The 22,170-nt window shown below is 57.0% G+C and carries 26 protein-coding genes; 10 read left to right on the top strand and 16 right to left on the bottom strand.

The window, feature by feature from the left end:
- Nucleotides 1-270 precede the first annotated feature (270 nt).
- Together IEC33019_RS14030 and chrA are read right to left on the bottom strand one after the other, a co-directional pair.
- Nucleotides 271-576, bottom strand: coding sequence for a PadR family transcriptional regulator (locus IEC33019_RS14030; protein ID WP_009405714.1), 306 nt, complete (start codon nt 574-576; stop codon nt 271-273).
- Between the two features lie 10 nt (nt 577-586).
- On the bottom strand, nt 587-1,792 hold the full coding sequence (gene chrA / locus IEC33019_RS14025; RefSeq protein WP_029380191.1) for a chromate efflux transporter: 1,206 nt from the start codon (nt 1,790-1,792) through the stop codon (nt 587-589).
- A gap of 80 nt (nt 1,793-1,872) precedes the next feature.
- On the opposite strand from chrA, the gene IEC33019_RS27825 reads away from it, so the two are divergent.
- Nucleotides 1,873-2,238 (top strand): hypothetical protein, encoded by a 366-nt coding sequence (locus IEC33019_RS27825; protein ID WP_013970866.1) that lies wholly within the window; start codon nt 1,873-1,875, stop codon nt 2,236-2,238.
- Nucleotides 2,238-2,438, top strand: coding sequence for a hypothetical protein (locus IEC33019_RS14015; protein ID WP_016711371.1), 201 nt, complete (start codon nt 2,238-2,240; stop codon nt 2,436-2,438). The genes IEC33019_RS27825 and IEC33019_RS14015 overlap by 1 nt, the downstream gene beginning before the upstream one ends.
- Nucleotides 2,439-2,598: 160 nt before the next feature.
- On the opposite strand, the gene IEC33019_RS27370 is transcribed toward IEC33019_RS14015, so the two are convergent.
- From IEC33019_RS27370 to IEC33019_RS14000, 3 genes are read right to left on the bottom strand one after another with little or no spacing between them, the layout of a single operon-like run.
- Nucleotides 2,599-2,832, bottom strand: a complete 234-nt coding sequence (locus IEC33019_RS27370) for a hypothetical protein (protein ID WP_157765889.1) — start codon at nt 2,830-2,832, stop codon at nt 2,599-2,601.
- Nucleotides 2,829-3,755 carry a site-specific integrase gene (locus IEC33019_RS14005; RefSeq protein ID WP_247846873.1) on the bottom strand — a complete coding sequence of 309 codons (927 nt, stop codon included), beginning with the start codon at nt 3,753-3,755 and terminating at the stop codon, nt 2,829-2,831. The genes IEC33019_RS27370 and IEC33019_RS14005 overlap by 4 nt, the downstream gene beginning before the upstream one ends.
- Nucleotides 3,748-3,990 carry a hypothetical protein gene (locus tag IEC33019_RS14000; protein WP_099593658.1) on the bottom strand — a complete coding sequence of 81 codons (243 nt, stop codon included), beginning with the start codon at nt 3,988-3,990 and terminating at the stop codon, nt 3,748-3,750. Before IEC33019_RS14000 ends, IEC33019_RS14005 begins: the two co-directional genes overlap by 8 nt.
- Nucleotides 3,991-4,936: 946 nt before the next feature.
- Between IEC33019_RS14000 and IEC33019_RS13990 the strand changes: the two genes are divergently transcribed.
- The 5 genes from IEC33019_RS13990 to IEC33019_RS13965 all read left to right on the top strand — a co-directional run bounded on the left by IEC33019_RS13990 (nt 4,937) and on the right by IEC33019_RS13965 (nt 10,298).
- On the top strand, nt 4,937-6,796 hold the full coding sequence (locus IEC33019_RS13990) for a hypothetical protein (protein ID WP_225521601.1): 1,860 nt from the start codon (nt 4,937-4,939) through the stop codon (nt 6,794-6,796).
- 934 nt (nt 6,797-7,730) lie between these two features.
- Nucleotides 7,731-7,997, top strand: a complete 267-nt coding sequence (locus tag IEC33019_RS13980; RefSeq protein ID WP_216641842.1) for a hypothetical protein — start codon at nt 7,731-7,733, stop codon at nt 7,995-7,997.
- A gap of 81 nt (nt 7,998-8,078) precedes the next feature.
- Entirely contained in the window at nt 8,079-8,438 is a 360-nt protein-coding gene (gene tnpB / locus IEC33019_RS13975) for an IS66 family insertion sequence element accessory protein TnpB (protein ID WP_054913089.1), read from the top strand.
- An 18-nt stretch (nt 8,439-8,456) separates the two neighbouring features.
- On the top strand, nt 8,457-9,989 hold the full coding sequence (tnpC, locus tag IEC33019_RS13970; RefSeq protein ID WP_070091772.1) for an IS66 family transposase: 1,533 nt from the start codon (nt 8,457-8,459) through the stop codon (nt 9,987-9,989).
- A gap of 123 nt (nt 9,990-10,112) precedes the next feature.
- On the top strand, nt 10,113-10,298 hold the full coding sequence (locus IEC33019_RS13965; RefSeq protein ID WP_216641841.1) for a hypothetical protein: 186 nt from the start codon (nt 10,113-10,115) through the stop codon (nt 10,296-10,298).
- A gap of 143 nt (nt 10,299-10,441) precedes the next feature.
- Here the strand turns inward: IEC33019_RS13965 and IEC33019_RS13960 are convergent, their stop codons facing one another.
- The 9 genes from IEC33019_RS13960 to IEC33019_RS13925 form a co-directional block, all read right to left on the bottom strand.
- Complete coding sequence (locus IEC33019_RS13960; RefSeq protein ID WP_099593652.1) at nt 10,442-11,083, bottom strand: hypothetical protein; 642 nt, start codon at nt 11,081-11,083, stop codon at nt 10,442-10,444.
- A 6-nt stretch (nt 11,084-11,089) separates the two neighbouring features.
- Entirely contained in the window at nt 11,090-11,659 is a 570-nt protein-coding gene (locus IEC33019_RS13955) for an ATP-binding domain-containing protein (RefSeq protein ID WP_099593650.1), read from the bottom strand.
- A gap of 26 nt (nt 11,660-11,685) precedes the next feature.
- Nucleotides 11,686-12,836 (bottom strand): IS3 family transposase gene (locus IEC33019_RS13950; protein ID WP_087535084.1). Its coding sequence is split into 2 segments (ribosomal slippage): nt 11,686-12,602 and nt 12,602-12,836, totalling 1,152 coding nucleotides; the frame shifts between segments, so codons are not numbered across the junction.
- A gap of 22 nt (nt 12,837-12,858) precedes the next feature.
- A complete protein-coding gene (locus IEC33019_RS13945; protein ID WP_099593648.1) occupies nt 12,859-14,331 on the bottom strand; it encodes an AAA family ATPase in 1,473 nt (490 codons plus the stop codon).
- Between the two features lie 557 nt (nt 14,332-14,888).
- Nucleotides 14,889-15,062 (bottom strand): hypothetical protein, encoded by a 174-nt coding sequence (locus tag IEC33019_RS27365; RefSeq protein WP_157765888.1) that lies wholly within the window; start codon nt 15,060-15,062, stop codon nt 14,889-14,891.
- A gap of 354 nt (nt 15,063-15,416) precedes the next feature.
- Nucleotides 15,417-15,884, bottom strand: a complete 468-nt coding sequence (locus IEC33019_RS13940; protein WP_070093352.1) for a DoxX family protein — start codon at nt 15,882-15,884, stop codon at nt 15,417-15,419.
- Between the two features lie 9 nt (nt 15,885-15,893).
- A complete protein-coding gene (locus IEC33019_RS13935; RefSeq protein ID WP_070093351.1) occupies nt 15,894-16,655 on the bottom strand; it encodes an HvfC/BufC N-terminal domain-containing protein in 762 nt (253 codons plus the stop codon).
- A complete protein-coding gene (gene bufB / locus IEC33019_RS13930) occupies nt 16,652-17,485 on the bottom strand; it encodes an MNIO family bufferin maturase (protein WP_070093350.1) in 834 nt (277 codons plus the stop codon). Before bufB ends, IEC33019_RS13935 begins: the two co-directional genes overlap by 4 nt.
- A gap of 16 nt (nt 17,486-17,501) precedes the next feature.
- Complete coding sequence (locus tag IEC33019_RS13925) at nt 17,502-17,783, bottom strand: BufA1 family periplasmic bufferin-type metallophore (RefSeq protein ID WP_070093349.1); 282 nt, start codon at nt 17,781-17,783, stop codon at nt 17,502-17,504.
- Nucleotides 17,784-17,961: 178 nt separating this feature from the next.
- Between IEC33019_RS13925 and IEC33019_RS13920 the strand changes: the two genes are divergently transcribed.
- Entirely contained in the window at nt 17,962-18,549 is a 588-nt protein-coding gene (locus IEC33019_RS13920) for a sigma-70 family RNA polymerase sigma factor (RefSeq protein ID WP_070093348.1), read from the top strand.
- Nucleotides 18,536-19,177 carry a DUF1109 domain-containing protein gene (locus tag IEC33019_RS13915; protein ID WP_099593646.1) on the top strand — a complete coding sequence of 214 codons (642 nt, stop codon included), beginning with the start codon at nt 18,536-18,538 and terminating at the stop codon, nt 19,175-19,177. Before IEC33019_RS13920 ends, IEC33019_RS13915 begins: the two co-directional genes overlap by 14 nt.
- Nucleotides 19,178-19,213: 36 nt before the next feature.
- On the opposite strand, the gene IEC33019_RS13910 is transcribed toward IEC33019_RS13915, so the two are convergent.
- Nucleotides 19,214-19,432, bottom strand: coding sequence for a hypothetical protein (locus IEC33019_RS13910; RefSeq protein WP_070093346.1), 219 nt, complete (start codon nt 19,430-19,432; stop codon nt 19,214-19,216).
- A 594-nt stretch (nt 19,433-20,026) separates the two neighbouring features.
- On the opposite strand from IEC33019_RS13910, the gene IEC33019_RS13900 reads away from it, so the two are divergent.
- Entirely contained in the window at nt 20,027-20,242 is a 216-nt protein-coding gene (locus IEC33019_RS13900; protein WP_070093345.1) for a hypothetical protein, read from the top strand.
- A 233-nt stretch (nt 20,243-20,475) separates the two neighbouring features.
- On the opposite strand, the gene IEC33019_RS13895 is transcribed toward IEC33019_RS13900, so the two are convergent.
- Complete coding sequence (locus IEC33019_RS13895; RefSeq protein WP_070093344.1) at nt 20,476-22,170, bottom strand: zinc-ribbon domain-containing protein; 1,695 nt, start codon at nt 22,168-22,170, stop codon at nt 20,476-20,478.

The raw sequence follows: 22,170 nt of genomic DNA, 5'->3' as shown, positions 1-22,170 counted from the left end.
CTCTGTTGAAAAAGTCGGTTCGCCCAAACAGCCCGGTCATTGACTGGTTAAAACGCCTTTTTTGCACACTGCTACGTGAAATCTGAGTCCGGAAGCCTCTGCCGAAAGTAAAGATTTCAATCTCGGACGCATACTTTTCTGCTGCGGAAACCATGGTCGACTTTTTTAACAGAATCGGCCAAAAGCGGACGTAGCTAATAGACCACTGCTTTCGGTCAGTGCGCGGTCATGAAAGCAAGTAGCTGGCCGCAGGCACTCCGGATAAGGCCATCAGCGCCCTTCGATTAACTCTCCGAACAACTCCCTGACCTTGACTTTGGCATCCGCCAACGCGACTCGGCCTTCATCGGTAATCTCGTACATGCGTCGCTCACGGCGCCCGGTACGCTCATGGTGCGAGCGCAGATAACCTTTCTTTTCCAGACCGTGCAGCATCGGATACAGCGTGCCCGCGCTAAGCTCGTAGCCGTGGTGTCGCAACTCTTCGATGATGGCCAGCCCGAAGATGGGAGCCTCGGCGGCGTGGTGCAGGATGTGCAGGCGGATCAACCCGCCGTAGAGGTCTTTGTCGGTCATTCGCCGCCTCTCACAGGGCAATGCTCAACAGCCCGCCTAGGATACCGCTGCCCAGCACGACCAGCCACGGCGGCAGCTTCCAGAACATCAACGCCACCAGTGCCACAAGGGCCAGGCCGAAGTCTTGCGGGCCATGAATCGCACTCGTCCACACGGGCTGGTAGAGAGCAGCCAGCAGCAGGCCGACCACGGCCGCATTGATGCCGAGCAGTGCAGCCTGCGTGCGCAGGTTACGGCGCAGGTGTTCCCAGAACGGCAGGGCACCCACCACCAGCAGGAAAGACGGCGCAAAGATCGCCAGAAGGCAGATCAGGCCGCCAAGCCAGCCAGTTGGTGCTTGGTTCATCGAGGCGCCGAGAAAGGCTGCAAAGGTGAACAGAGGCCCCGGCACGGCCTGCGCCGCACCATAGCCCGCGAGGAATGCATCATTGTCGACCCAGCCTGTTGGTACGACCTCAGCTTGCAACAGCGGCAGCACGACATGCCCGCCACCGAATACCAGCGAGCCGGCGCGGTAGAAGGCATCCACCATCGCCAATGTCTGATTCGGGAACACAGCTGCTAGCAACGGCAGCCCCAGCAGAAGAGCAAAGAACAGCGCCAGCCAGAACAGGCCAACGCGACGCCGCACGCTGATCGGCAGTGGATCATGGGCCTCTCCCTGTTGCGGTTTGAACAGCAGCAGGCCGACGATGGCTGCAAGGATGATGACACTCACTTGCCCCCAGGCAGAGGGTATGAGCAGCACGAAGCAGGTCGCCGCCGCCATGATGGAAATACGCGGTGCATCGGGACACAGATTGCGCGCCATGCCCCAGACCGCCTGGGCGACCACTGCCACGGCCACCACCTTCAAACCGTGCAGCACGCCAGCAGGCATGGCATCACCATAACTGGCGATGCCGAGTGCGAAGAGGATCAGGGCAATTGCGGAGGGCAAGGTGAAGCCCAGCCACGCGGCCAGCGCGCCGCGATAGCCAGAGCGCGACAGACCGAGCGCGATACCGACCTGGCTGCTGGCCGGCCCTGGCAGAAACTGGCAAAGGGCGACAAGATCCGCATAGCTGCGCTCGCTCAACCATTGTCGACGCACCACGAACTCATCGCGGAAATAGCCCAGGTGTGCGATTGGGCCGCCGAAGGAGGTGAGCCCCAAGCAGAGGAAGATCAAAAAAACAGCCCAAGGGCTACGGTCAGTCTTGGTGATCTCAGTCATGGTCATTACTTGATCTGTGACAGGGTTGGATGAAATTATCGATGTACGATAGCGTAAATCGATAATTGAGGTCGACCATCATGGAACTCATTCTGATCGGCTTTGCGGCACTGCTGGCTTCAGGGCTGACGTTGCTCTCTGGCTTCGGTCAAGGGACAGCGCTGATGCCAGTATTTGCCCTTTTCTTCCCCTTGCAGCTCGCTATTGCGGCCACCGCCGTGGTGCACTTCGCCAACAATCTTTTTAAGCTCGGGCTGATGGCCCAGCAGACTGATTGGTCGGTTGTGGTGAAGTTCAGCTTGCCGGCTGCCTTCACGGCAACCCTGGGCGCAGGCTCACTGGCGTTCTTCGACCAACTGCCGCGCGTCGGCCCATCTGGACACCATGGTCTTTCAGCATCCGGAACGACGCGGAAAGAACTCCTTGGAAGCTACGCACCAGACTGATGTGCGAACTTCTGGCCGGCGATGTGGGGGTAGATGTTATGCACGCGATGCGGCCGCAGTTCGCACTGCAGATCGACATAGGGCAGATCGCCGCCGATTTGGTGAAAGAGTTCAACAAGACTCCAGCACTCAAAACCTGGGGCTGGATGTGCATCATTGATGGCACGCCGCAGATGATGCCGCCCACATCGTTTTTGTAGCTATTCAGTTACGCCGTGCTTTGAGTGGTCAGATCCAATGCAATTGGCTGGTCAAATCCGATGCCAACAGGTGGTCAAGTGCAATGCAAACGCTTGGTCAAGAGAGGTGCAATTTCCCAGGATGCCTGGCTGATCTACGCAAGGCGTATTCCCCGTACGCTTACGCAGCTAAGCGCTCAAGGTGCAGTTGTTCGAGAGCTTCAATTTCTTCGCCTTGTTCTTTGTGCAGAGCTAGCTGTCGCTGAGTGCTGGCATCCAGCAACGTTTCAGTTTGCGCTATAGCTTTTTTGCTCTCGATGAGTAGGAGGAGGAGCACGACAATTAGAATGAGCGACGCACCTAAAACGAAGAGAAGGCAGCTGTGAATCAGGGTTGGATCGATAGTGGTGCTCAACGCAGATAGACCTCGGTAATCTCAGGGCGGAAATGGCCTAGTTCCTGTGAGACCACCTCCAAGGCTTGTTTCCGTGGGAGATGACGTTGTAGCGAAGCCATTCGCTCTTGAGCGTACGTGTGGCGTAATCCATGTGCGCCATTTGACCAGCCGAGAGCTTCCTTCGAGGCAGTGCTGACGCTTTTGCTCCAAGGCTGGCCGCCGCCAATTGCATAGAATTGCTGGTAGTTGATGCCGCGATCCGTTACGCCCCGTGGTGCCGCCAGCCGGGTCCTTTCTAATCGTTGAGCCAGTGGAATCGGGATACGCACCTCGCGAACTAGTCCACCTTTACCGTGAACGGTGTAGCTGATCGTAGTTTCCCGAATTCCTGCAAATTTCATCCCGTGCGTTGGACGTTCATCCGCTACACGGCGATGAGTTCTTTGGAGACTCAGCAATTCATGAGCACGGAGACCCGCTGCGTATGCAATCTCTGTCGCAAGCGAGTTGTGAGGAGCTTGCCGAGAGGCGATCAGCGTCATCTGCTCGCGGTTATATGCTCGTGTTTGGTTGGCCAAACGGCGACCCAAAGTCGGGTGCTGCTTCGTGCTGGTGCGAGCGGTCGCGCTGCTTTTAATTACTTCCAGAGACCGGCCTATCGGCAGTTGTAGGGTGACGTGTTGCATCATGGCCTGGAGAGCCTGACGCTCCATATCGAGTGTTTTCTGACCCACGGTCGTCGCCCTTTGCTGGAGGTAGCTAATCGCGCGATCAGGGGTCATTTCGCGGAGGCTGCCTAAGCGATGCTGCTGTAGGTAAGCGGTGATGCGTACCAACCGCTGCTCGTAGTTACGGACAGTGCCCACGGATCGAATTTGGGTGCCCTGGAGCTTTTTCATCACGGATGCAGCTTGCGTTGTAGGCTTGGCAAACTTAGCCACTCAGGCGATTCCGATGTAGCCATCGGTGCACTGTAGAGCGTTGAATCTTGATACCTCTTTCCGCTATCCAGCGTTGCAGTTCGGTGCCATTGCAGCCTGCTGAATCAAGCTGCAACAGCTCGTATTTATAGTTATCCAACAATGAGCGACGCTGGGCATAAGTTCGGGGTTTTCTCCGAATCCTTGATTCGGCCTTGAGGCGTGCAGTAATGCTCTGCGCATCGAATTCGCTCATGGGATTCTCTCTATCAGGTGTAAGAACTCCTGACCGTTGCCGGTTCAGCGACACACCATCCGGAGATGGTTCGTTGTGTGCCTGTTCGCCCCCCTTAGCATGAGATGCAGGCGGGGACTGTTCACGCCTACTCGGATTCTCCGAGTGAGTTCCTGAGTGTCCGCTCAGGTTCGGCTGCCATTGGGTCTGGCTGACCATGTTGGGTTGTCTTCACTCCTCAAGTGATTGGTCGTTGATGGTCCCGATACGTAGTCGGCGTTGGGCCGGGCACACACGCGATGACGCAGGTGTGGCCGATGGGCTAATGCCCGCGATGACGCAGGCTGAGCCCCCTGCCACTGTCGCAACCCACGAATCACACGGGTAACGACTGCCGGGCAGTGCGGTTTGGTTCCTGATCAGCTTACGAAAACGGGGGCGGGCAAACAACGCAACTGCGCTGCGTTGTATTTGTTGCGCGAAATCAAACCGGTCGATGGTGCCCGCTATGTAGCGCGACGTTTACGAGCGTTACATAGCGGGCACGGGGCGCGAGCAGAACCAGTAGCAGTAACTACATAGGGTTCGGTAGAACCGAAGCCAGTGGATTCATAGGATCGATACGTATCCTTTATCACTGGAGTGATGTGACGATGAAATTCGCGATTTTTTTGGACTGGGTTCAGGTGCGTATGCCATTCCTTACCAGGTGGGCGGGTCGGCTGGGATTGCTCCTAGGCCCCGTTCTTTGCGTTCTGCATCTGATCGCCGCATCAATTTTTCCACCATACGGGCAACTCGTACTCGCCCAATATGATGCGGTCCAGCTCACCGGAAGCCTCTTAGCCGCTCCGACTGCGCAGTATTTCATTCTGTTGGGCGTGGTCTTCGGTGTCCTGTGGGTATTCCTTTGGGCTGTCCGGTGTGCCTTGGCTCTGCGTAGTTGGATCATCTGTCGGCGGGCGGCATGATGAGCATTGGCACGGCTGAGGATTTCGCCGGATTCAATTGGGTATTCGGGCTGTGGGAAAACGTTGCGTTGACGATCCTGACTGCCACCGAGCCGCTATTTGTTGCATTCAACGAAACCAGCAACGCGCTTATCGTTGCGGTTGGTTTTGGGTGGATGCTGCTTGTTGCATTGCGCGTGGGACAGGGCGCGGCGCGAACGTTGTTGTCCGGAATTATGATTTTCCTGGTTGTAGCGTACGGAATGAGACCGGTGACCGTAACCCTTCCAAGCGGAGCAACGGTCCGGTTGGTTGAGGCTCAGGCGGTGCCGCTCAGTTTCGTGATGACGATTCACAAAATCTACAGACAGGCTTTTGATCAGGTTCTTAGTGATCAAACAGTGGCAGGGACAATCGTCCCCGCGCAGTCCGCGATTGACAACATGGTAGGTCGATCAGCCGAAGTGTTTGCCGGCAGTGATTTGGCTCGGTTGATTAGAGATTACAACGCTAGTTGTGCCCCGGCGCCGGCGGAGCTTGCCGGTCCCGAGCACGCGGCCAAAGTCGAAGCTTTGCAGTCTATAGGGCTGCTCGGCGGTGGTGGCTTGGGGATACCGGATGAAGAAGTCGGCGTGATAGCACAAGCACGCACCGCTATTGGCGGCGCGTGGACATATGTGTTCGGTTCAGCCGAAGAAAATGGAGGTTGGGGAGCTTATCTGTTAGGCGGCGGGGCTGCCCGAGCTAGTCTGGGTCAGGTGCTTGACCAGAGAGCTATCCAGTCGCGTCGTGAGGCCGGTATTCGTGCTCTTGAATCTGCCGGGCCGTTCATGGGGGACCGCTATGCCCTGCCAACGCAAGCGCATTGGGCCGCCAAGCTTGCAGGGGAATCTCAAGCTACGCCGTCTTACTTGTCGATCAGCACAGTGCCAGGGCAGGAGTCGGCTATCGTCGGCGACGATCAAGGAATAATGTTTCGACCCACCAGTTGCATCGAGGCATACAAAATTGCCCAGATGGGCGCTGAGCAGGCGTATCAGGCGTTGCGCGAGTCGGGTGCGGTTATAGCAGGTGGGCAGAGAGTAAGCGCTGAGGTGGGGGCTGTCAGTACAGCGACAGCTTGGCAGCGATTCATGGCTGGTTCATTGCAGAAAACGGCGGGCCTCTCTCGTGGGGATAGTGAGGTTGCTGGAAGCTTCTTAGCCGCGGCTCAGATGTGGAAGAACTTTAGCGGGTGGCTTGATCTGCAAACGCTGTTACCTGGTTATGTGATCATGTCAGCCTGGTTGTTTTGGATTGTGTTACTCCTCGCGCCGTTCTTCTTGATGCTCGCGCCTCTCAGGGGCGGTAGGATGTTGACCAATTGGCTGTCGCTGCTGATGCTGCCGGTCATCTCCGTCATGACCGCACAGATGATCACTGTTGCGGTGTCCCAGACGGTGGCTGCTGTTGCGGTTGCCCAAGCGGGGGCTGCTAGTGGGTGGTCAGGCGTCGGAGCGGACTATGACGGTCTTCGTGGGTTGATGTCAGCTATTGCAGCTGTATCACTGGGCATTTCCACCTGGATCACTTCGAGTATGCTAGGTGTATCGTTGGGGGGGTTGGCTGGTAGCCTGTCCGGCGCTGTGGCAACTGCCAGCGATGTAGGACGCCTAGGTATGAAAGCGGTTGGGTTTGCCATGATGGGCTCCCGAATTGCTAGCATAGCGGGAGCGGCCTCGACTGGGCGCAGGCGTGGCTCTAAAACTCAGTCGGGCAACGAAACCCCTCCATCCATGCCACCGTCAGCCAATCCGGTTGGGCCTAGCTCGATTCCCACATTTCGGCCCGGTAGCCCTGGTGTGAGATCGCTAAACCCACCGAAAGCCGGACGTTAGAGTTCGGGCAAGGGGGGCGGCGCTGACCGCCCTGGTACAGGTGATGACGTCGCTTTTTGCGGGGCTCATCTGTACAAGCCCTCCATTTCCGAAAGAAACCAACAGATGCATTCGCGGCGCCCTAACAACTCAATTGGGGGCACCGCTTTTGCGTTGCCGAAGCAGTTGGCCGCACAAGCTCGCAACTGCCGTTCCAGTGACTCACCTTTAAGGCTCCTCTGAGATGAGTCACTGGTTCTTCGCCCTGCCATTGGCATGGCGTCGCCAGACCCAATCAAGCCTGCGCCACACCAGTGACTACCCAGCGAAAATCTCCGAAAAACCACTGAGAATCATCGGCGCACCCTCTCGTGCTTTGGGGGACTGTTGATACACCCCGGCTTACCTATGAGATCCGCCACGAACTCCTCGATTCCCACTTGGGGTAGTGAGCATTTTTTTCCGTGGCCCGATGACACCATGCCAAGTGGTGTTTTGCTTCCCCCTCTACTGGGAGAGGAGATGAGCATGAAGACTCTTTTGATCACGGTTGTATGCGCTGGGGGAGGGTATTTGCTGGGAACGAATCGCTTAGTACCTCCATGGCTGGTAATCGGATTGGCAATTTTGGGCGTGGGGTTATGGGCCATTGCCGAGTGGATTGAGCTCCGGGAAGGGAATGACGAGGGCAAACCATGATGTATGCCGATATGAAGGATCTTGCCGTTCTATCTGCAATGTTTCCTTCCTGGAGTTGGAGGCTGGCGGTGAGACGACGGGTATTTGTGGCATCGGAAGGGCCAGTCATCCGACTCTACTGGATGCCAGCCTTGTTGAGCCTTGACGAGTTTCGTGCCCAGCTTTTTGTGAAGGAGCTCAACGCCTTAGGCGCGTCTGGTGGCTCAAGACAGGGGGAGAGGTGATAATGGCAAATTGTTATCAAGGAGTGTGCTGTGTGAAAAAATGGAAACTGGTGATGCTGGCTGTGGCATCCGCCTCCCTTGCCGGGTGCTGGCAGAGCGATTACGCCTTTGAGGGGAAATACTTCGTTGCGGAGGGAGAGGAGTGCGCGCCCCCTACTAGCGCCTCGGATCGCGAGCAATATCTTCTGGATATCACCAAACAGGTCCACGACGGTAAAGCTTTGTACTCGGCCAGATTCCCAATCGCTGCGAAGCTGGGAGCTCCTCTCACCAGCGAACAGAGCGTGACTGCAACGTAAGCGCTCCATGAACCCCACATTCAAAGCGCTTACCTAATCCCCGATGCTGTGCTCCCGATTTCTTTCTGGAGTTCGCCGACCATGATGCGACCCGACGCCAAAGTCGAAAAAGTGTACCTCTACCCCAAGCCCGTCGACTTCCGAAAGTCCATCGATGGCCTGGCTGCGCTGGTCGAACTCGATATCAAAGTGGCAGTGTTCGACCCGGTGCTTTTCGTCTTTCTCAACAAGCCGCGCAACCGCGTGAAGATCTTGTACTGGGAACGCAACGGCTTCTGCCTCTGGCTCAAACGCCTGGACTCCGAACGGTTCAAAACCTCACCCGATCCGACTGACGTGGCCATCGTACTGACCGTTCAGGAACTGAACTGGCTACTCGACGGCTTCGACCTCTGGCGCAACCGTCCGCATCAGGTTTTGACGCCTCGATACGTCGCCTGATTCGGTATAATCCGCGGCATGATTTCCATGCCCGAAGACCTCCCTGACGATCCTGTTCTGCTCAAGCAACTGCTTGAGCAGATGATCAACGAGCGCGCGTCCGACAAGGGCAAGATCGTTCATCTCGAAGAGGAAGTTGCGCTGTTGCGCCAGCGCCTGTTCGGGCGCAAGACCGAGCAGACAAGCGATGCGGCGACGCCACAGTTGCCGCTCTTCGACGAAGCGGAAAGCCTGGCAGAACCCTTGGATGAGGCTGGCGATGAAGAAGTCGTTGCACCGACCAAGCGCCGTGGTAAACGCAAACCTCTGCCGGCTGATTTACCGCGTATCGAGGTTGTCCACGAACTGCCCGAGCATGAGCTGACGTGCGCTTGTGGCTGCCGCAAACATGCCATCGGTGAAGAGGTCAGCGAACAGCTTGAAATCGTCCCGATGCAGATTCGCGTCATCAAACATGTTCGCAAGGTGTATGGCTGCCGCAACTGCGAGTCAGCGCCCGTAACGGCGGACAAGCCTGCCCAGGTGATCGAGAAGAGCATGGCTAGCCCGAGTGTGCTGGCCATGCTGCTCACCACCAAATACGTAGACAGCTTGCCGCTTCATCGCTTCGAAAAAGTGTTGGGGCGCCACGGTATCGATATCTCGCGCCAAACCTTGGCACGCTGGGTGATTCAATGCAGCGAGCACTTCCAACCGCTGCTGAATCTGATGCGCGAAAGCCTGTTGAGCAGTCGGATCATCCACTGTGACGAAACACGTGTGCAGGTGTTGAAAGAGCCGGGTCGTGAGCTCAGCAGCCAATCCTGGATGTGGGTACAAACCGGCGGCCCACCTGATCGCCCGGTGATCCTTTTCGACTACGCCACTAGCCGAGCGCAGGAGGTGCCGACGCGCCTGTTGGATGGCTATCGCGGCTATGTCATGACCGACGACTACGCCGGTTACAACGCGCTGGCCGCGCAGGACGGCGTGGAGCGATTGGGCTGTTGGGCGCACGCACGCCGCAAGTTCGTCGAAGCGCAGAAAGTGCAGCCCAAGGGTAAAACCGGGCGCGCAGACATCGCCCTGAATTTGATCAACAAGCTGTATGGCATCGAGCGCGACCTTAAGGACGGCAGCGATGAAGATCGTAAGGCTGCCCGCATGGAGCGCAGCCTGCCATTGCTGGCTCAACTGAAAAGCTGGGTAGAGAAAACGCAACCTCAGGTCACGACGCAGAATGCCTTGGGCAAGGCCATCGGCTACTTGGCCAGCAACTGGAGCAAGTTGGAACGCTACGTCGAGCACGGCTGCTTACCGATCGACAACAACGCAGCCGAGCGAGCGATCCGCCCGTTTGTCATCGGCAGAAAGAACTGGTTGTTCAGTGACACGCCCAAAGGTGCCACTGCCAGCGCACAACTTTACAGCTTGGTAGAAACGGCCAAAGCCAACGGCCAAGAGCCCTATGCGTGGCTGCGCCACGCACTGGAACGCTTGCCGCATGCGGCCTCAGTGGAAGACTACGAAGCGCTGCTGCCGTGGAATTGCACACCTCAAATACATAGCTGAGTGCTCTGCCCATCGTTGGTTAGGTGGGGTTCATGGAGCGCTTACACTGCAACAGACGATAATGAGCTGACTTTCCGGTTCAATAAACCTGAAGTTTCCGGAGTGTTTTCAGGAAGCCCGGCAGTGGAAATCATGCTCACCGTCGTGCCTAACAAGAGCAGAAAAGATCATCTCTGGATGAAAAAAGCGACTTTCACTAGCGTTCGAGACGGGAAGGTCATCGAACGAGATTTTTTAGCCAGTCTGAGAGCTGCAAGCAAGGTCGGGGAGTCCGGTGCTTGTTTGAGAAAAGATAGCGTCGCCCTATGATTGGCTAAACATCGGGCTGCCAGAGATAAGGGGGAGCGCCTTGGCGCTCCCTCCGTGTAACAAACCAATCGTGTTGCAGTTCGCTTGAGAGCGGGCAGAAGCCGCGAGCCATTTGGGATTTTCGAGTGATGCGCTAAAGTCCGCTATTTTCGCTCTGTCACTCGGCCAAGATAGTGGCAGTCTGTTTCCCGGTTGAGTATGTCTATAATTTCATCAAGTGCAATTTTTTCATGCAGTCCAATTTTGAAGCTGGCTCCATTGGTATAAAAAAGGTCGGCATGGTCTAAGGGGTGTTTGTGCCCATCTCGTCTGTCGGGGTCATGGTCGAAGCGCAGATATCCGTCTTCTGCATCAAGTAGCTCGGCCAGAACAGGCCAAAAGTCATTTGAAGCCCCACCCTGGCTTTCGAAATGTTCCGCTAGAGTCCACTCATTGATCAAGCCATTATTTTTCAGAAGTGATGCTATCAGTAGTATTTCTGAGGATAGCCTACTATCAATATCAATGCCGGAGATGGTTTTTACGGTAAATGAGCCTGCATCGGCTTCAACCCTAAATGGAAAGGCTACGGAAAAAGTTTTAGGGCCGCTGGAGTAAAATAGTCTACTCATTCTGGAGTTGTGGATGTGGATTTCTGCGGCAGTAATAGCTTCATGCGGTGGAAAGTAGTTGATGATTACTTTTATTGAGTCCATCCATAGTCTCAAAATATCAAACCTGCTGCGTATGGCCTTAGTGAAAGCTTCAGTCTGATATTGGTCCACTTTGAAAATATTTACCGTCATGCCGAGCTATTCCGACGTAAGCTTACGGGCAAGCTTGTGGATCTCGACTTTAGATGCATCAGGATCGAGGAGAGACTTCATTGCACTGAGATAACGAGCGACTTGAGATTCAGGTGTGCCCAGTTCTGTGAGAATGTCTAACGCGAGATCATCGAAAGATTTAAGTCTGCCATGCCATTTGACGGAGGCTCTAATTCGATCTTGTTCTTCAGCTGGTGGCGGCATGACTCTCAATACACCGCTTTCGGAGATCTTTTCTAGACCTTCCTGAATCCTGTCGAGCGTTTGATTCATAGCCCCATTCGGGACTAAAAAATACGTCTTAAGGAAGGACCTCGTAATTGCCATGTAGAGTGCATTTCGATGATTGAATGACTCCGAGAGGTGGGAGGTTACGCAGATTACAAATGGGAACTCTAAGCCCTTCACATGGTTAGTGTTGCTGAGGAAAAGCTCTCCATCTTTGCTTGGATTACCAGATTCATAGGCTTTGTTAACAGGCCAGCCGACTTCTCTAGGTATGATCTGAGCAAGCATGTCAGACATTTCGTAAATTGCTTTTCCTTTGTCGATCATGATAATACTGAATCGCCCCTGGTTTTCTAGACACTCTCCAAGCTCAGGAAATAGCGTTTCTCATACTCTACTGGAGACAGCTGCATAGCACTGCTGTGTCGGCGTTTAGGGTTATAGAACATCTCGATGTAATCGAAAATATCACTTCGGGCTTCTTCACGGGTTGTGTAGATCTTTCGTCGGATTCGCTCTCGCTTCAAAAGCTGGAAAAAGCTCTCGGCTACAGCATTGTCGTGGCAGTTTCCCCGCCGGCTCATGCTGCTGATTACATTGTTGGCCTTCAAAAAGCTTTTCCAATCCGAGCTACTGAACTGACTGCCTTGATCTGAGTGAATCATAACTTGCTGCTGAGGCTTGCGTCGCCAAACAGCCATCAACATCGCGTCGATAGCCAGGTCGCTGCACATCCTTGGCTTCATTGACCAACCAATTACTTGGCGTGAGAACAGATCCAGCACTACCGCGAGGTAGAGCCACCCTTCATAGGTGCGGATGTAAGTGATATCTGTCACCCAGACCTTGTTCGGCTCACTTACCTTGAACTGCCGCGCGAGGTGGTTGGGCGAGGCCACTGTTGGTTTTCCACCATAGAACCCTGGACGCCGCCGATAGCCCGTTTGAGAACGCAGCCCCTCCGCCTGCATCAAGCGCCTGACTCGATTTCGGCCGCATTCCTCTCCCAGCTCACGCAGGTCATCGTGAATTTTGCGGTAGCCGTATACACCTCCGCTTTCCAGCCAAGCGTGTTTGATCAAGCCAAGCAGACGTTGATCTTCTTTTGCTCGGGCAGATTGAGGCTCGGCCAGCCAGGCGTAATAGCCGCTGGGGTGCACCTTGAGGGTTTGGCAAAGGCGCCGCACCGGGTAATCAGTCGAGTGCTTCTTGATGAAGGCGTACTTCAGCCGCACTCCTTGGCAAAGTACGCGGCGGCCTTTTTTAAGATGTCTCGCTCTTCCGTCACGCGCTTGAGTTCAGCGCGTAGCTTGCGCAGTTCGGCCTGCTGATCGTCGTCTTGCTGACGCTGCTCTTGGGGCTTGCTGTAGACCTTGATCCAGGCGTAAAGACTGTGCACGGACATGCCCAGGCGCTGGGCGACATCGGCGACAGGTTTGCCTTTCTCGGTCACTTGCTTGACCGCTTCGATCTTGAATTCTTCGGGGTAACGCTGACGACTCATGGCACCTCCTATTTGGGCCTCATTATGAGGCTTGGAGGTGTCTACGAAACCAGGGGCGATTCATACCGACATCATTTGCAGTTACGTTGGGGTACTGTCTTTTTATATCTCTTATGCATTCTATGATTTGCAGGCAGCTTTGCTGACGATACTCTCCATTTAAGCGAATTAAGTCTACGCTTCTGCTTTCTTGAGATATGTCTTCAAATCTGCTGATAGGCTCGCGCTTGAGAATTAGCTCTCCCGTGTGCGGATCGGTATGGTTTTGGTAGCCGCAAGCATCTAAATCGTCGTTGTCTAGCCAGTTAAGTTTCCGGTCTTCGAAGTATCCCATAGCTAGCGCCTGTGCGAACATAAGCGTAGTGGGTGCCGTGCGGTAGCACTTGCTAAGTGTAAATTCCGCCTTAGCTCCGGCGTTTTTTCTTTCGTCGAAAATGCTTTGGAATATGTCGCCGGCTATGAATAGAGAGTTTTTTGTTGCCAGTTCGCATAGCACAAAGAAACTCTCGGGGAAATCTTGACTTTCATCGATCAGCATGTAATCGAACGCATATACTCCGTCCGTTCCACCTTTCGCTTTCAGTGCTTCTAAAGACAGTGAGCAAGCTCGGTCAAAATCCATGGAGCGTGACCAGGGGTGGCAGGGGATATCGTACGCGCTGCAAATAGCTGCGTATGCGCCGGAATATGGCTGGCCAGATGAACCCCATGCATGAACACAAAGAAGCCTATGGTTCCATTCAATCTGCTGCTCAACCTTCATGAAGTTAAAGAACTTCGGGATTCTTGCTCGAAGGTTAGCGGCAAGAATTTTGTTGTGGCACGTGACAGCAATTTTGGAACTGTCATCGGCAACGTAGAGCTCTTTAAGCTTGTGAAGCAGTAACTCAGTTTTGCCGGTCCCTGAGAGACCTTGTATGCGGACTTCTTTTTGTTTCAAGTCTTGATATACGAAGCGAGTCTGATCTCCATCGAAAAGCAAAATATTACGCTTAATTCGATCGAGGTCATTTTCAGGTACTTCTACACCGACACGTTCGATGTCGTTAATGCTGCCGGTGGCTAATGAAACAAGCAATTCTGAAAGGCGTTGTTCTTCTGGATTGTCTAGTTCCGACGCTTCAAGGTATTCTGCTATTGATAGATTTTCGGCGTTTGGCTTCTGAGAGGTTAAAACATTTTGCCAGCGCTTCGGTCGACCGATTTTTTCTTTGTAGTTGAATTTTGTTGAGATGTAGCCAATATCCTCAACGAAATCATCGGCATATTCTGATAGGGTGTTTTCGTCTGTGCTGCAACTTGCGAATACGATCTTTCGTTTTGGGATTAATATGGCGAAACATTTGTCTGATTCGTAGTTGCCTTTGACTTCAATCAGTGGCTTGTCGATGATGTAGCACTGTACGAATTTTTGTGCGCACCAATCGGCCAGCTCATGCAGAAAACCTTCAATTTCTGCGCTTGCCTCAATGCTACTGAAGATATAACTGCTCATATTTTTCTCTGTTCTGGATGGCGCTTGAGCGAGGGGTGGTGCTTTTTACTGAGTACTCAAGCTAGGTCGTGAACGGATGATGGCCCAACCTTGGGCCACCGGCAAGGAAAGCAGCTGTTACCGGCGGTGTCTCAGCTCTACCTACAGGCTCACCAGCTCGGATATCACCGTGAGGATGCTTTGTCCTTTGTCCTACCGCTGAGAGCGCCGAAGGTAGCCCTCAATCGCATTCCCTTGTGAAGACGAGCCCGAGCCCGAGCTGAGTACCTAGATGAGTGCCTTTTTGCATATTCAAACTGAATTCAACGCCTGATTCTCTGGCGTTGAGCTAGCTGATTCGACTCCTGTCTCCGGCACCAGTAAAATCGAGGTCTCCAGCAGTTTCAACGTAACAGTAAAGCAGGCTGTGACAGCAGGATGACAGCAAAAGCCCTACTCAGAACGTTCTGAGTGGGGCTTTTTCATGGTGCCGGCGACACCTCATCTCGCTACATTGCAGAGCAAGCGGCTAGCGAAAACATCTTCAGAGTTCCTGCGTTTTCCCCCACCTTAAGCTGCTATTTGACCAACGCGACGGTATCGGGAATGGGCTGGCTATTCCCATCGAGTACGCGAATGGTGATCCGCACAGGCGTATCTAGTGCCTGCTTTCTGGCGTTGATGTACTCAGACACAAAGCCTGCCAGAACAATACACGCTGCAAAGAGGGCCAGCGCTTTAAGTTTGATCATTGCAGTCTCTATTACACCGGGAGCATGCACTAGAAGAGGACGGAGTCGTATCAGAAGTGAGTTTCATAATTACTCCAAGAAATGAAGGCTTCAGCCTTTTCTGCTACCTCGGTCCTACGGCAGCGCGGAGTCTTTTATAGATAAACTTTGAGGTACGCCAAAAATCCACCAAATTCCAGTTCCGCGAAAAATGGGCCATCACAACAACCGTCCGTCTGTCTCCGCACCACATCCAGCGCCACTGCCTTCCGCTGAAACCGGCTATCTGGCCGGTTTTTCGTTTTCACGAGCTGGCCGCGTGGGCGCTATCGCTGATCCCCCAAATACCGAGAATCTAGCCTCTCGACGCAACGCTCAACGTAGTTTAAGCACCCCATCCAGCGACAGCTTTCCCGCTCCGCGCGCTATCAGAAGCAGCAGCAAGCCTGCCCAGGACAAATGTGTCGGCCAGGCATCGGGGTAAACGAAGATTTCAATCACCAGTGTCATCCCCAGCAGTGCCATGGCTGAAAGGCGAGTGAACAGTCCGAGTACCAACAGCAGGGGGAAGAGGTGTTCGGCATAGGTCGCAAGGTGCGCTGCAAGGGGGGAGGGTACCCAGGGGAGTGCGTACTCACTTTGGAACAGTTCGTAAGTACTGGGGGTGATGGTCAGAAAGCCCTCTACCTTGGTGCGCCCGGACAGGAAGAAGATCGACGCAATCCCCACGCGCGCGATCAAGCACAAGATCGTGTCCCCTATCCACAGTTGCAGGTGGTCTGCGAGGCGGTTCCAGTAGGCGCGCAGGACTTGGACCGTCGTGTTGGGGTGGACAATGTCCATGGTGGCACCTCAGGCGAATGTGAGTGGACGGAAAGCCTGGGCCTGCAATAGTCGGCCCAGCAGGTCGTTGAAATCCAGGTTGGGCTGGGCCTGCAAGGCCTGGGCTGAGGCCTGTTCGAGGTTGTGGCCGGCGGCGCAGGCGTCCAGGAAGACACAGCCTCCCGCCTCCAGTGCCTGGTGGGCCACACCGTCGGCGTGGCCGCTGAACAGCGCGCCCTCGGCCCGCCAAGGATGGTCCTGTGGCCAGTCCAGGCCTTCGCGGCTGTGGCGCCACAGGCTGTATGCTGGGTGCTTGGCGCACCAGTGCCAACGCACGCTGGCGCGCGGGGTCAGGTGGCCATGGGTAAGGTCGGCGACGGTCATACCCGCGAGTCCGGCAAGGGTCAGCGTCGGTTCCAGTACGGCGCTGAAGGCTTCGCTCCAGAGCCGGTCGAGGCGGGCGACGTCACTCAGGTAGAGCAGCCCGTGCAATGTTTGCCCGGCCTGGAAGGCCGGGAAGTCAGGAAAATCGGCACCATAGAGCACCAAGCGCGGGTCGTCAGGCGGTGAGTGCTCGGCGTATAGAGTGGCGGTAGCGCGCAGCCATTGCCCCCCTACCAGCCGCTCAATGCTAGGGTAGTTTGCGCACAATGCCTCCACCGCGCCGACCAGTACGGTGTTGCGGTAGACCGCGAACGCTGGCTGGGCGGTGAGCGCCGCCAACGCTGGGGCCGGTCGGTGGTACAGCGCCTCGACGAAGGCGTCCTGAAACTGGCCAAGGGTAAGGGTCATGGCGTGGCTCCTGCCGGGTAGAGAATGGCCTGGGCGGTGTCGCGCTCGGTGAGCAACGCATCGAACGCAGGTAAGCGGTCATCGCGCTCGATCAGCGTCGGGCGCGGGCCGATGCGTTGGATCAGGTGGTGGTACAGCGCCCACACGGGGGCTGCGACGTTGGCGTCGTGGGAGTCGATCAGTAGGTTGCCCTGGGCGTCTTCACTGTGGCCGGCCAAATGGATTTCAGTGATCGCCCGCGCCGGGAAGCGATCAAGGTAGGCGAACGCGTCGAAGCCCAGGTTGTGGGCGCTGACGTATACGTTATTGACGTCCAGTAGCAGGCTGCACCCGGTGCGCTGGGTGAGTTCGGCGAGAAAACCGATCTCGTCCCAGGTATGGCCGTCCAGGTGCAGGTAATGACTGGGGTTTTCCACGGCGATGCTGCGGCCCAGGGTGTCCTGAGTACGCGAAATATTCGCGGCGATGCGAGCCAGGGCTTCATCGCTGCGTGGGAAGGGCAGCAAATCGGGGTGGTACTGGCCGTGCCAGGTCGACCAGGCAAGGTGCTCGGATATCAGTGCTGGCGCTACCCGCTCGACCAGTGCCCGTAGGCGACGTAGGTGAGCCGCGTCCGGCTCGGCATCCGCCGCCAGCGAGAGCGCCACGCCGTGCAGCGACAGCGGATGGCGCTCGGCCACCCGCTCCAGCCAGGCCAGGCGCGGGCCTGCGACCATGTAGTTTTCCGGGTGGACTTCGAACCACAGCCCCGGGGCATCGCAGGCCAGGGCCTCGGCATAATGCTCGGCCTTCAGGCTCAACCCCGCGCCCATACGGTGGATGGCAGTCATGGTCGTAGGCCTGTGATCAGGACTTGATCGGGGTCAGCGAGCCCATGCCGTTGGGCGTCTTGATGGTGGTGCAGGTGCCGGTGGGCACGTTCTTCCAGGCTGCGCCGTCGTAGTCTTTTTTCGAGCTGCCCGCGCAGGTAGTGCCGGCACCAGCCTTGCAGTCATTCTTGCCGGCCATGGCGACGCCGTAGCATTTCTCCATGGCACCACCGGCGGGGGCTGCGGTGTCTGCAGCCATGGCGGCGCCAGCGAGGGAGGCGAGGGCCAGTGCTGCGCTGGCGAGGGTCAGGTGTTTCATGGCGTTGTCTCCGAAAAAGGTAGGATGGCCCCGGTGTCTTACCGACGGCTCATGGAGTAGTTCGCCAAGGGTTTCGCTGCGGTTACAGCGCGCTGAAAATTTTTTTTGAGATTTCTCCGGCGCACCCCTACTGTAAAGCCGACGAAATGACTCTCTCTGGGTGTAACCCTGGCGGCGAATGCAACGAACTAATCAACAGTCGGTACTGAGCGCACGCGAATCCCAGCTGCAGGCGCTGTTGCTGCGCGGGCTGGCCGGTGACAGCACGGCCTACCGGGCGTTCCTGGCCGCGCTGGCGGTGCACTTGCGGGGCTACCTCAGTCGTCGCTTGGCGCAGCGCCCGGATGAAATCGAAGACCTGCTGCAGGAAGTGCTGTTGGCGGTGCACAATGCCCGCCATACCTACCATGAGCAGGGGCCGCTGACTCCTTGGGTGCAGGCCATCGCTCGCTACAAGCTGGCCGATTACTTTCGTGCCTACGCCCGCCGCGATGCGCTGCACGCGCCGCTGGAAGACGACTGCGAGCTGTTCGCCGTCAGTGATGAAGCACCCAGTGAGGCCAGCCGCGACCTGAGGCTGCTGCTGGAGCGCTTGCCCGCGCGCCAGCGCCTGCCGATTGTCCACGTCAAGCTGGAGGGGCTATCGGTGGATGAGACCGCACGTCTCACCGGGCTGTCCAGTTCGGCGGTGAAGGTCGGTATACACCGGGGCCTGAAGGCGCTGGCGAGCATGATTGGAGGTAAGCGGAACAATGAAGACCGATGAGCTGATTACCCTGCTGGCTGCTGGCGAAGGGCCGGTGCAACGGCATGCTCTGGCGCGGCGCTTCGGCGTGGCGATGGTGGTCGGTGCCCTCGGTGCGCTGGTGCTGCTGGCGGTAATCTATGGCGTGCGCAGCGATTTGGTCGAAGTGGCGCGTACGCCGATGTTCTGGGCTAAATTGGCCTTCCCGGCGAGCCTGGCGTTGCTGGCGCTGCGCCTGAGCCAGCACCTGGCTCGCCCGGGCAGCAAGGGCGGGGCAGCCTGGATGGCGCTGAGCGTGCCGCTGCTGCTGGTGTGGCTGGGGGCTGGGTTGAGCCTTGCGGGCGCGACGCCCGATGCTCGGGCTGATTTGATTCTGGGGCGTACCTGGCGCACTTGTGCGTTGAACATCGGCCTGCTCTGCGTGCCAGCGTTCATCGCGGTGTTCTGGGCGTTGCGCGGCTTGGCGCCGACTCGTCTGCGTCAGGCAGGAGCGGCGGGGGGCTTGTTGGCGGGGGCGACAGCGACACTCGCCTATAGCCTGCATTGCCCGGAAATGGAGGTGCCATTCTGGGGTGTCTGGTACGTGTTGGGGATGCTGGTTCCGACTGCGGTGGGAGCCCTGCTCGGGCCGCGACTACTGCGTTGGTAAGTCGCCATGCGATGTCGATGACCTTTCACATAGAGCCTAGGCACACAGCACGACAACCCCATCCTCTTCCTCATCCGGCACGTCATCCGTAACAATCACCCGCGCATGAGCACTTCGCTCATCTTCGATCCGCAACCCGAAATACCGTTCATCGTTGTCATCCCAAAACGCTTCCACCTGGGCCATGGAGGCGTTTTCGAGGAGTACCTCGGCGCTGTGTTCCAGGATGATCGAGTAGCGTGTTTCGGTATTCATTAAAAAGGGGCTCGCGACGGCGGGGTGAGGGGATCGTAAAAAAATGCGATGCCATTATGCCGTCTTGCTGGATTTCAGCCCTAACCACTCATCGTTTCAATGATGTTTCTGTACCCAACGGTATGGCTATCCGTCGGGTTATGGCCGGGCGGGACGGGATTTCGTAGCCATACCTTTCAGATCAACGCCCAGTCCTTGCGCGGATCGAGCCACGGGGATAAATTCCCCCGGTCGCGGCAAATTCCGCGACCGGGTTTGGCGACCCGAACGAAAAGGCGCAATGGCGCCCAGATCACGATTGCAGGCGCTTTTTTTTGTGCCCGCAGTCTCGTGTAATGGCGGCTGTGCGTGGGAGACCTTCGGGTCTGCCGAGTTCCTTTTCCTCGGTTCGCCAACCTGCGTACAGCTGCCACCCTAATCGTTTGGCGACGGTTGGCGTGGTGCTTCAAATGAAAAGGACCTCATGCATGACCATCACAAGTCTGTTCCGGATCCTCGCATCCGCTCTCCACCGCCCAACTCCTCGGGCCCCCCACCGCTTCTACCCCATCCACATTCAGGGCAGTCCAACGCCAGCTCCAAGGCAGGTGCCCCATGACTGAGCACGAACGCCTCTCCACTCTCCAGAGCTACGTCTGGACCCTCGAACTGCTCGGCGAATCGCTGGTGCAGCGCGACGAGCAACTGGAGTGCGAGCACGAACCCCAATTGAGCTTTCGCGCCACAGCGGGGATTCATCAGGCGATCAAGATCATCAGCCGGTTGGCCAGTGAGCAGTGTGGCAAGTTGCTGGGGGATGAGGAGTGCTAGGTAGTTAGCCAGTGCTTGATTGAAGCCGCGTCTTGTTGTCAGGACGCGGCTTTTGTTTGGGCTGTGGATAAGTGGGTGGGACGGTTGGGGAGCGGTGGTGTTCTCTTCGCGGGTAAACCCGCTCCCACAGGGGCCGTGCTGCTCATTACTGTGGGCTTGGTACTTCTCCCACAGGGGGCGTGCTGCTCATTGCTGTGGGATTGGCACTTCTCCCATAGGGGGCGTGCTGTTCATTACTGTGGGTTGGCCACTTCGGCAGCCATGCTGCGCAGCAGGCCGGCCGATAGGGCGGTGTCGGGCAGCGACAGGATGGTGTCGTAGAGCAGGACCATGCTGTTGCAGGTCGCGCTGGGCTCATGGGTGAACTGCTCGGGGCTTGCCACAATTTCCACGGCGCGGCGGTCCTTGGCCATGACGCTCATCAGCACGCGGCGAAAGTCTTGCTCGTAAACCGACAAGGGTTTGGCTTGTACGGGGTGTTTGGCCGTTTGCTCCACCACTTCGACCAGGGCTGCCAGGTCTTCGTTGGCCTGGGCTTTGGGGATCTGGTGAATCAACTCGATTTTGGGCGTGTTGTTGTCAAGGCCGAGGAAGGTCAGGCAATGGGCGGGGTGGGTCTTGCCGAAGAACTTCATCTCTTCGACCTGCGCGCGCCAGTAGCGCAGCAGGGCGTGGTCGGGGGCGCGGACCAGGTAGTTGGGCACGATCGAGGTGGCGATCAGCGCTTGGATGCCGGCCTGGATCTCGACAGTCGAGCGGCCGCTTTGCACGCCGTCGACCACGATCTTTCTCAGTTGGGCGTAGTTGTCCGCGTCATGGGCCGCCAGGGCGGCGAAGACGGGTTGCTTCAACAGGGCCTGCTCGATCTGGTTGGCGTCGCGCCATTGCGTCAGGCCAGACAACCCGAAGTAACGGGAGTCGACTTGCTCGGTAATGATGTGCTGCTGCTTGAGGGTGTCCTTGTCGGGGTACCACATGTCCGTGGGGCTGGTGGTGGTGGCGCGGGTGATGAATTCAGGCGAGGCGCCGACTCGCGAAAGTGCCGTTCTGAAGCTGGCGTTCACGTCCAGATCGTCGCTGCCGGTGGCGCCATGGACCGAGGCGCTGTGAAAGCCGATCTGGCCTTTTTCACCAATGTAGCGTTCGCGCCCGGCGAGGAAGGCCAGGGCGCAGGCGCTCGAGCAACTGGTGCGGGTGTAGGTGATCAGTTGGCGTTGGGCGATCAGGTCGGCGAGTTTGTTGGCTTCGTAGATGCGCCCGCCGGTGTTGTTCAGGTGGATGACGCGCACCTTCGGCGAGGCGTCGAGCAGGTCGCGCACGGCATCGGTGGTGCCGATGGGCAGGCCGCCGGCCACTTCGAGTTCGGTGTCGTTGCGCATCAGGCGCAGGGCATAGGGCGGGATGTTGTCGGTGCCGCGGATCATGTCCACGCCTTCGCGCAGGATGGGGACGCCATCGGTGATCACGCTGATTGCCATCTGGATGGCGCCCAGGCACACCAGCACCTTGGCCAGGATGGCCCAGAAGGCTTTGCCGCCGCGCGAGACGTGGGCCGAGGCCGAGCGGAACACGCCGACGAACTGCCAGACCGACACCGCCAGGATACCCAGGTAGTACCCCACGATCAGGACGCCGTGGCCTTGGGTGCCGAGCCTTATGGCGTCGCTGATGGGATCTATCGCCAGGGACAGGCCGATGATCAGCAGCGTCAGGAGAAAGCCGAACAGCCAGTAGGACACTCCGAGCGAGTACTCGCCGCGCCAGTGTTTGGTGATGAAGCTGGATGACTGGGATGGGCGAGGCTGTGCGCCTTGCAAGGTCGCGGCGCCGGTGTAGTGCTTGGCGATGGCCTGGCCGCATTTGAGGCAGAAGTTGGCTTCGACCGTGTTGGTCGCGCCGCATTGGGTGCAATAGAGCGTTTCGTTCAT

The sequence above is a fragment of the Pseudomonas putida genome, assembly GCF_002741075.1.
GTDB classification, from domain to species: Bacteria; Pseudomonadota; Gammaproteobacteria; order Pseudomonadales; family Pseudomonadaceae; genus Aquipseudomonas; species Aquipseudomonas putida_T.
Note: the sequence above shows the minus strand (reverse complement) of the source record. Positions and strands in the feature narration are given on the sequence as shown.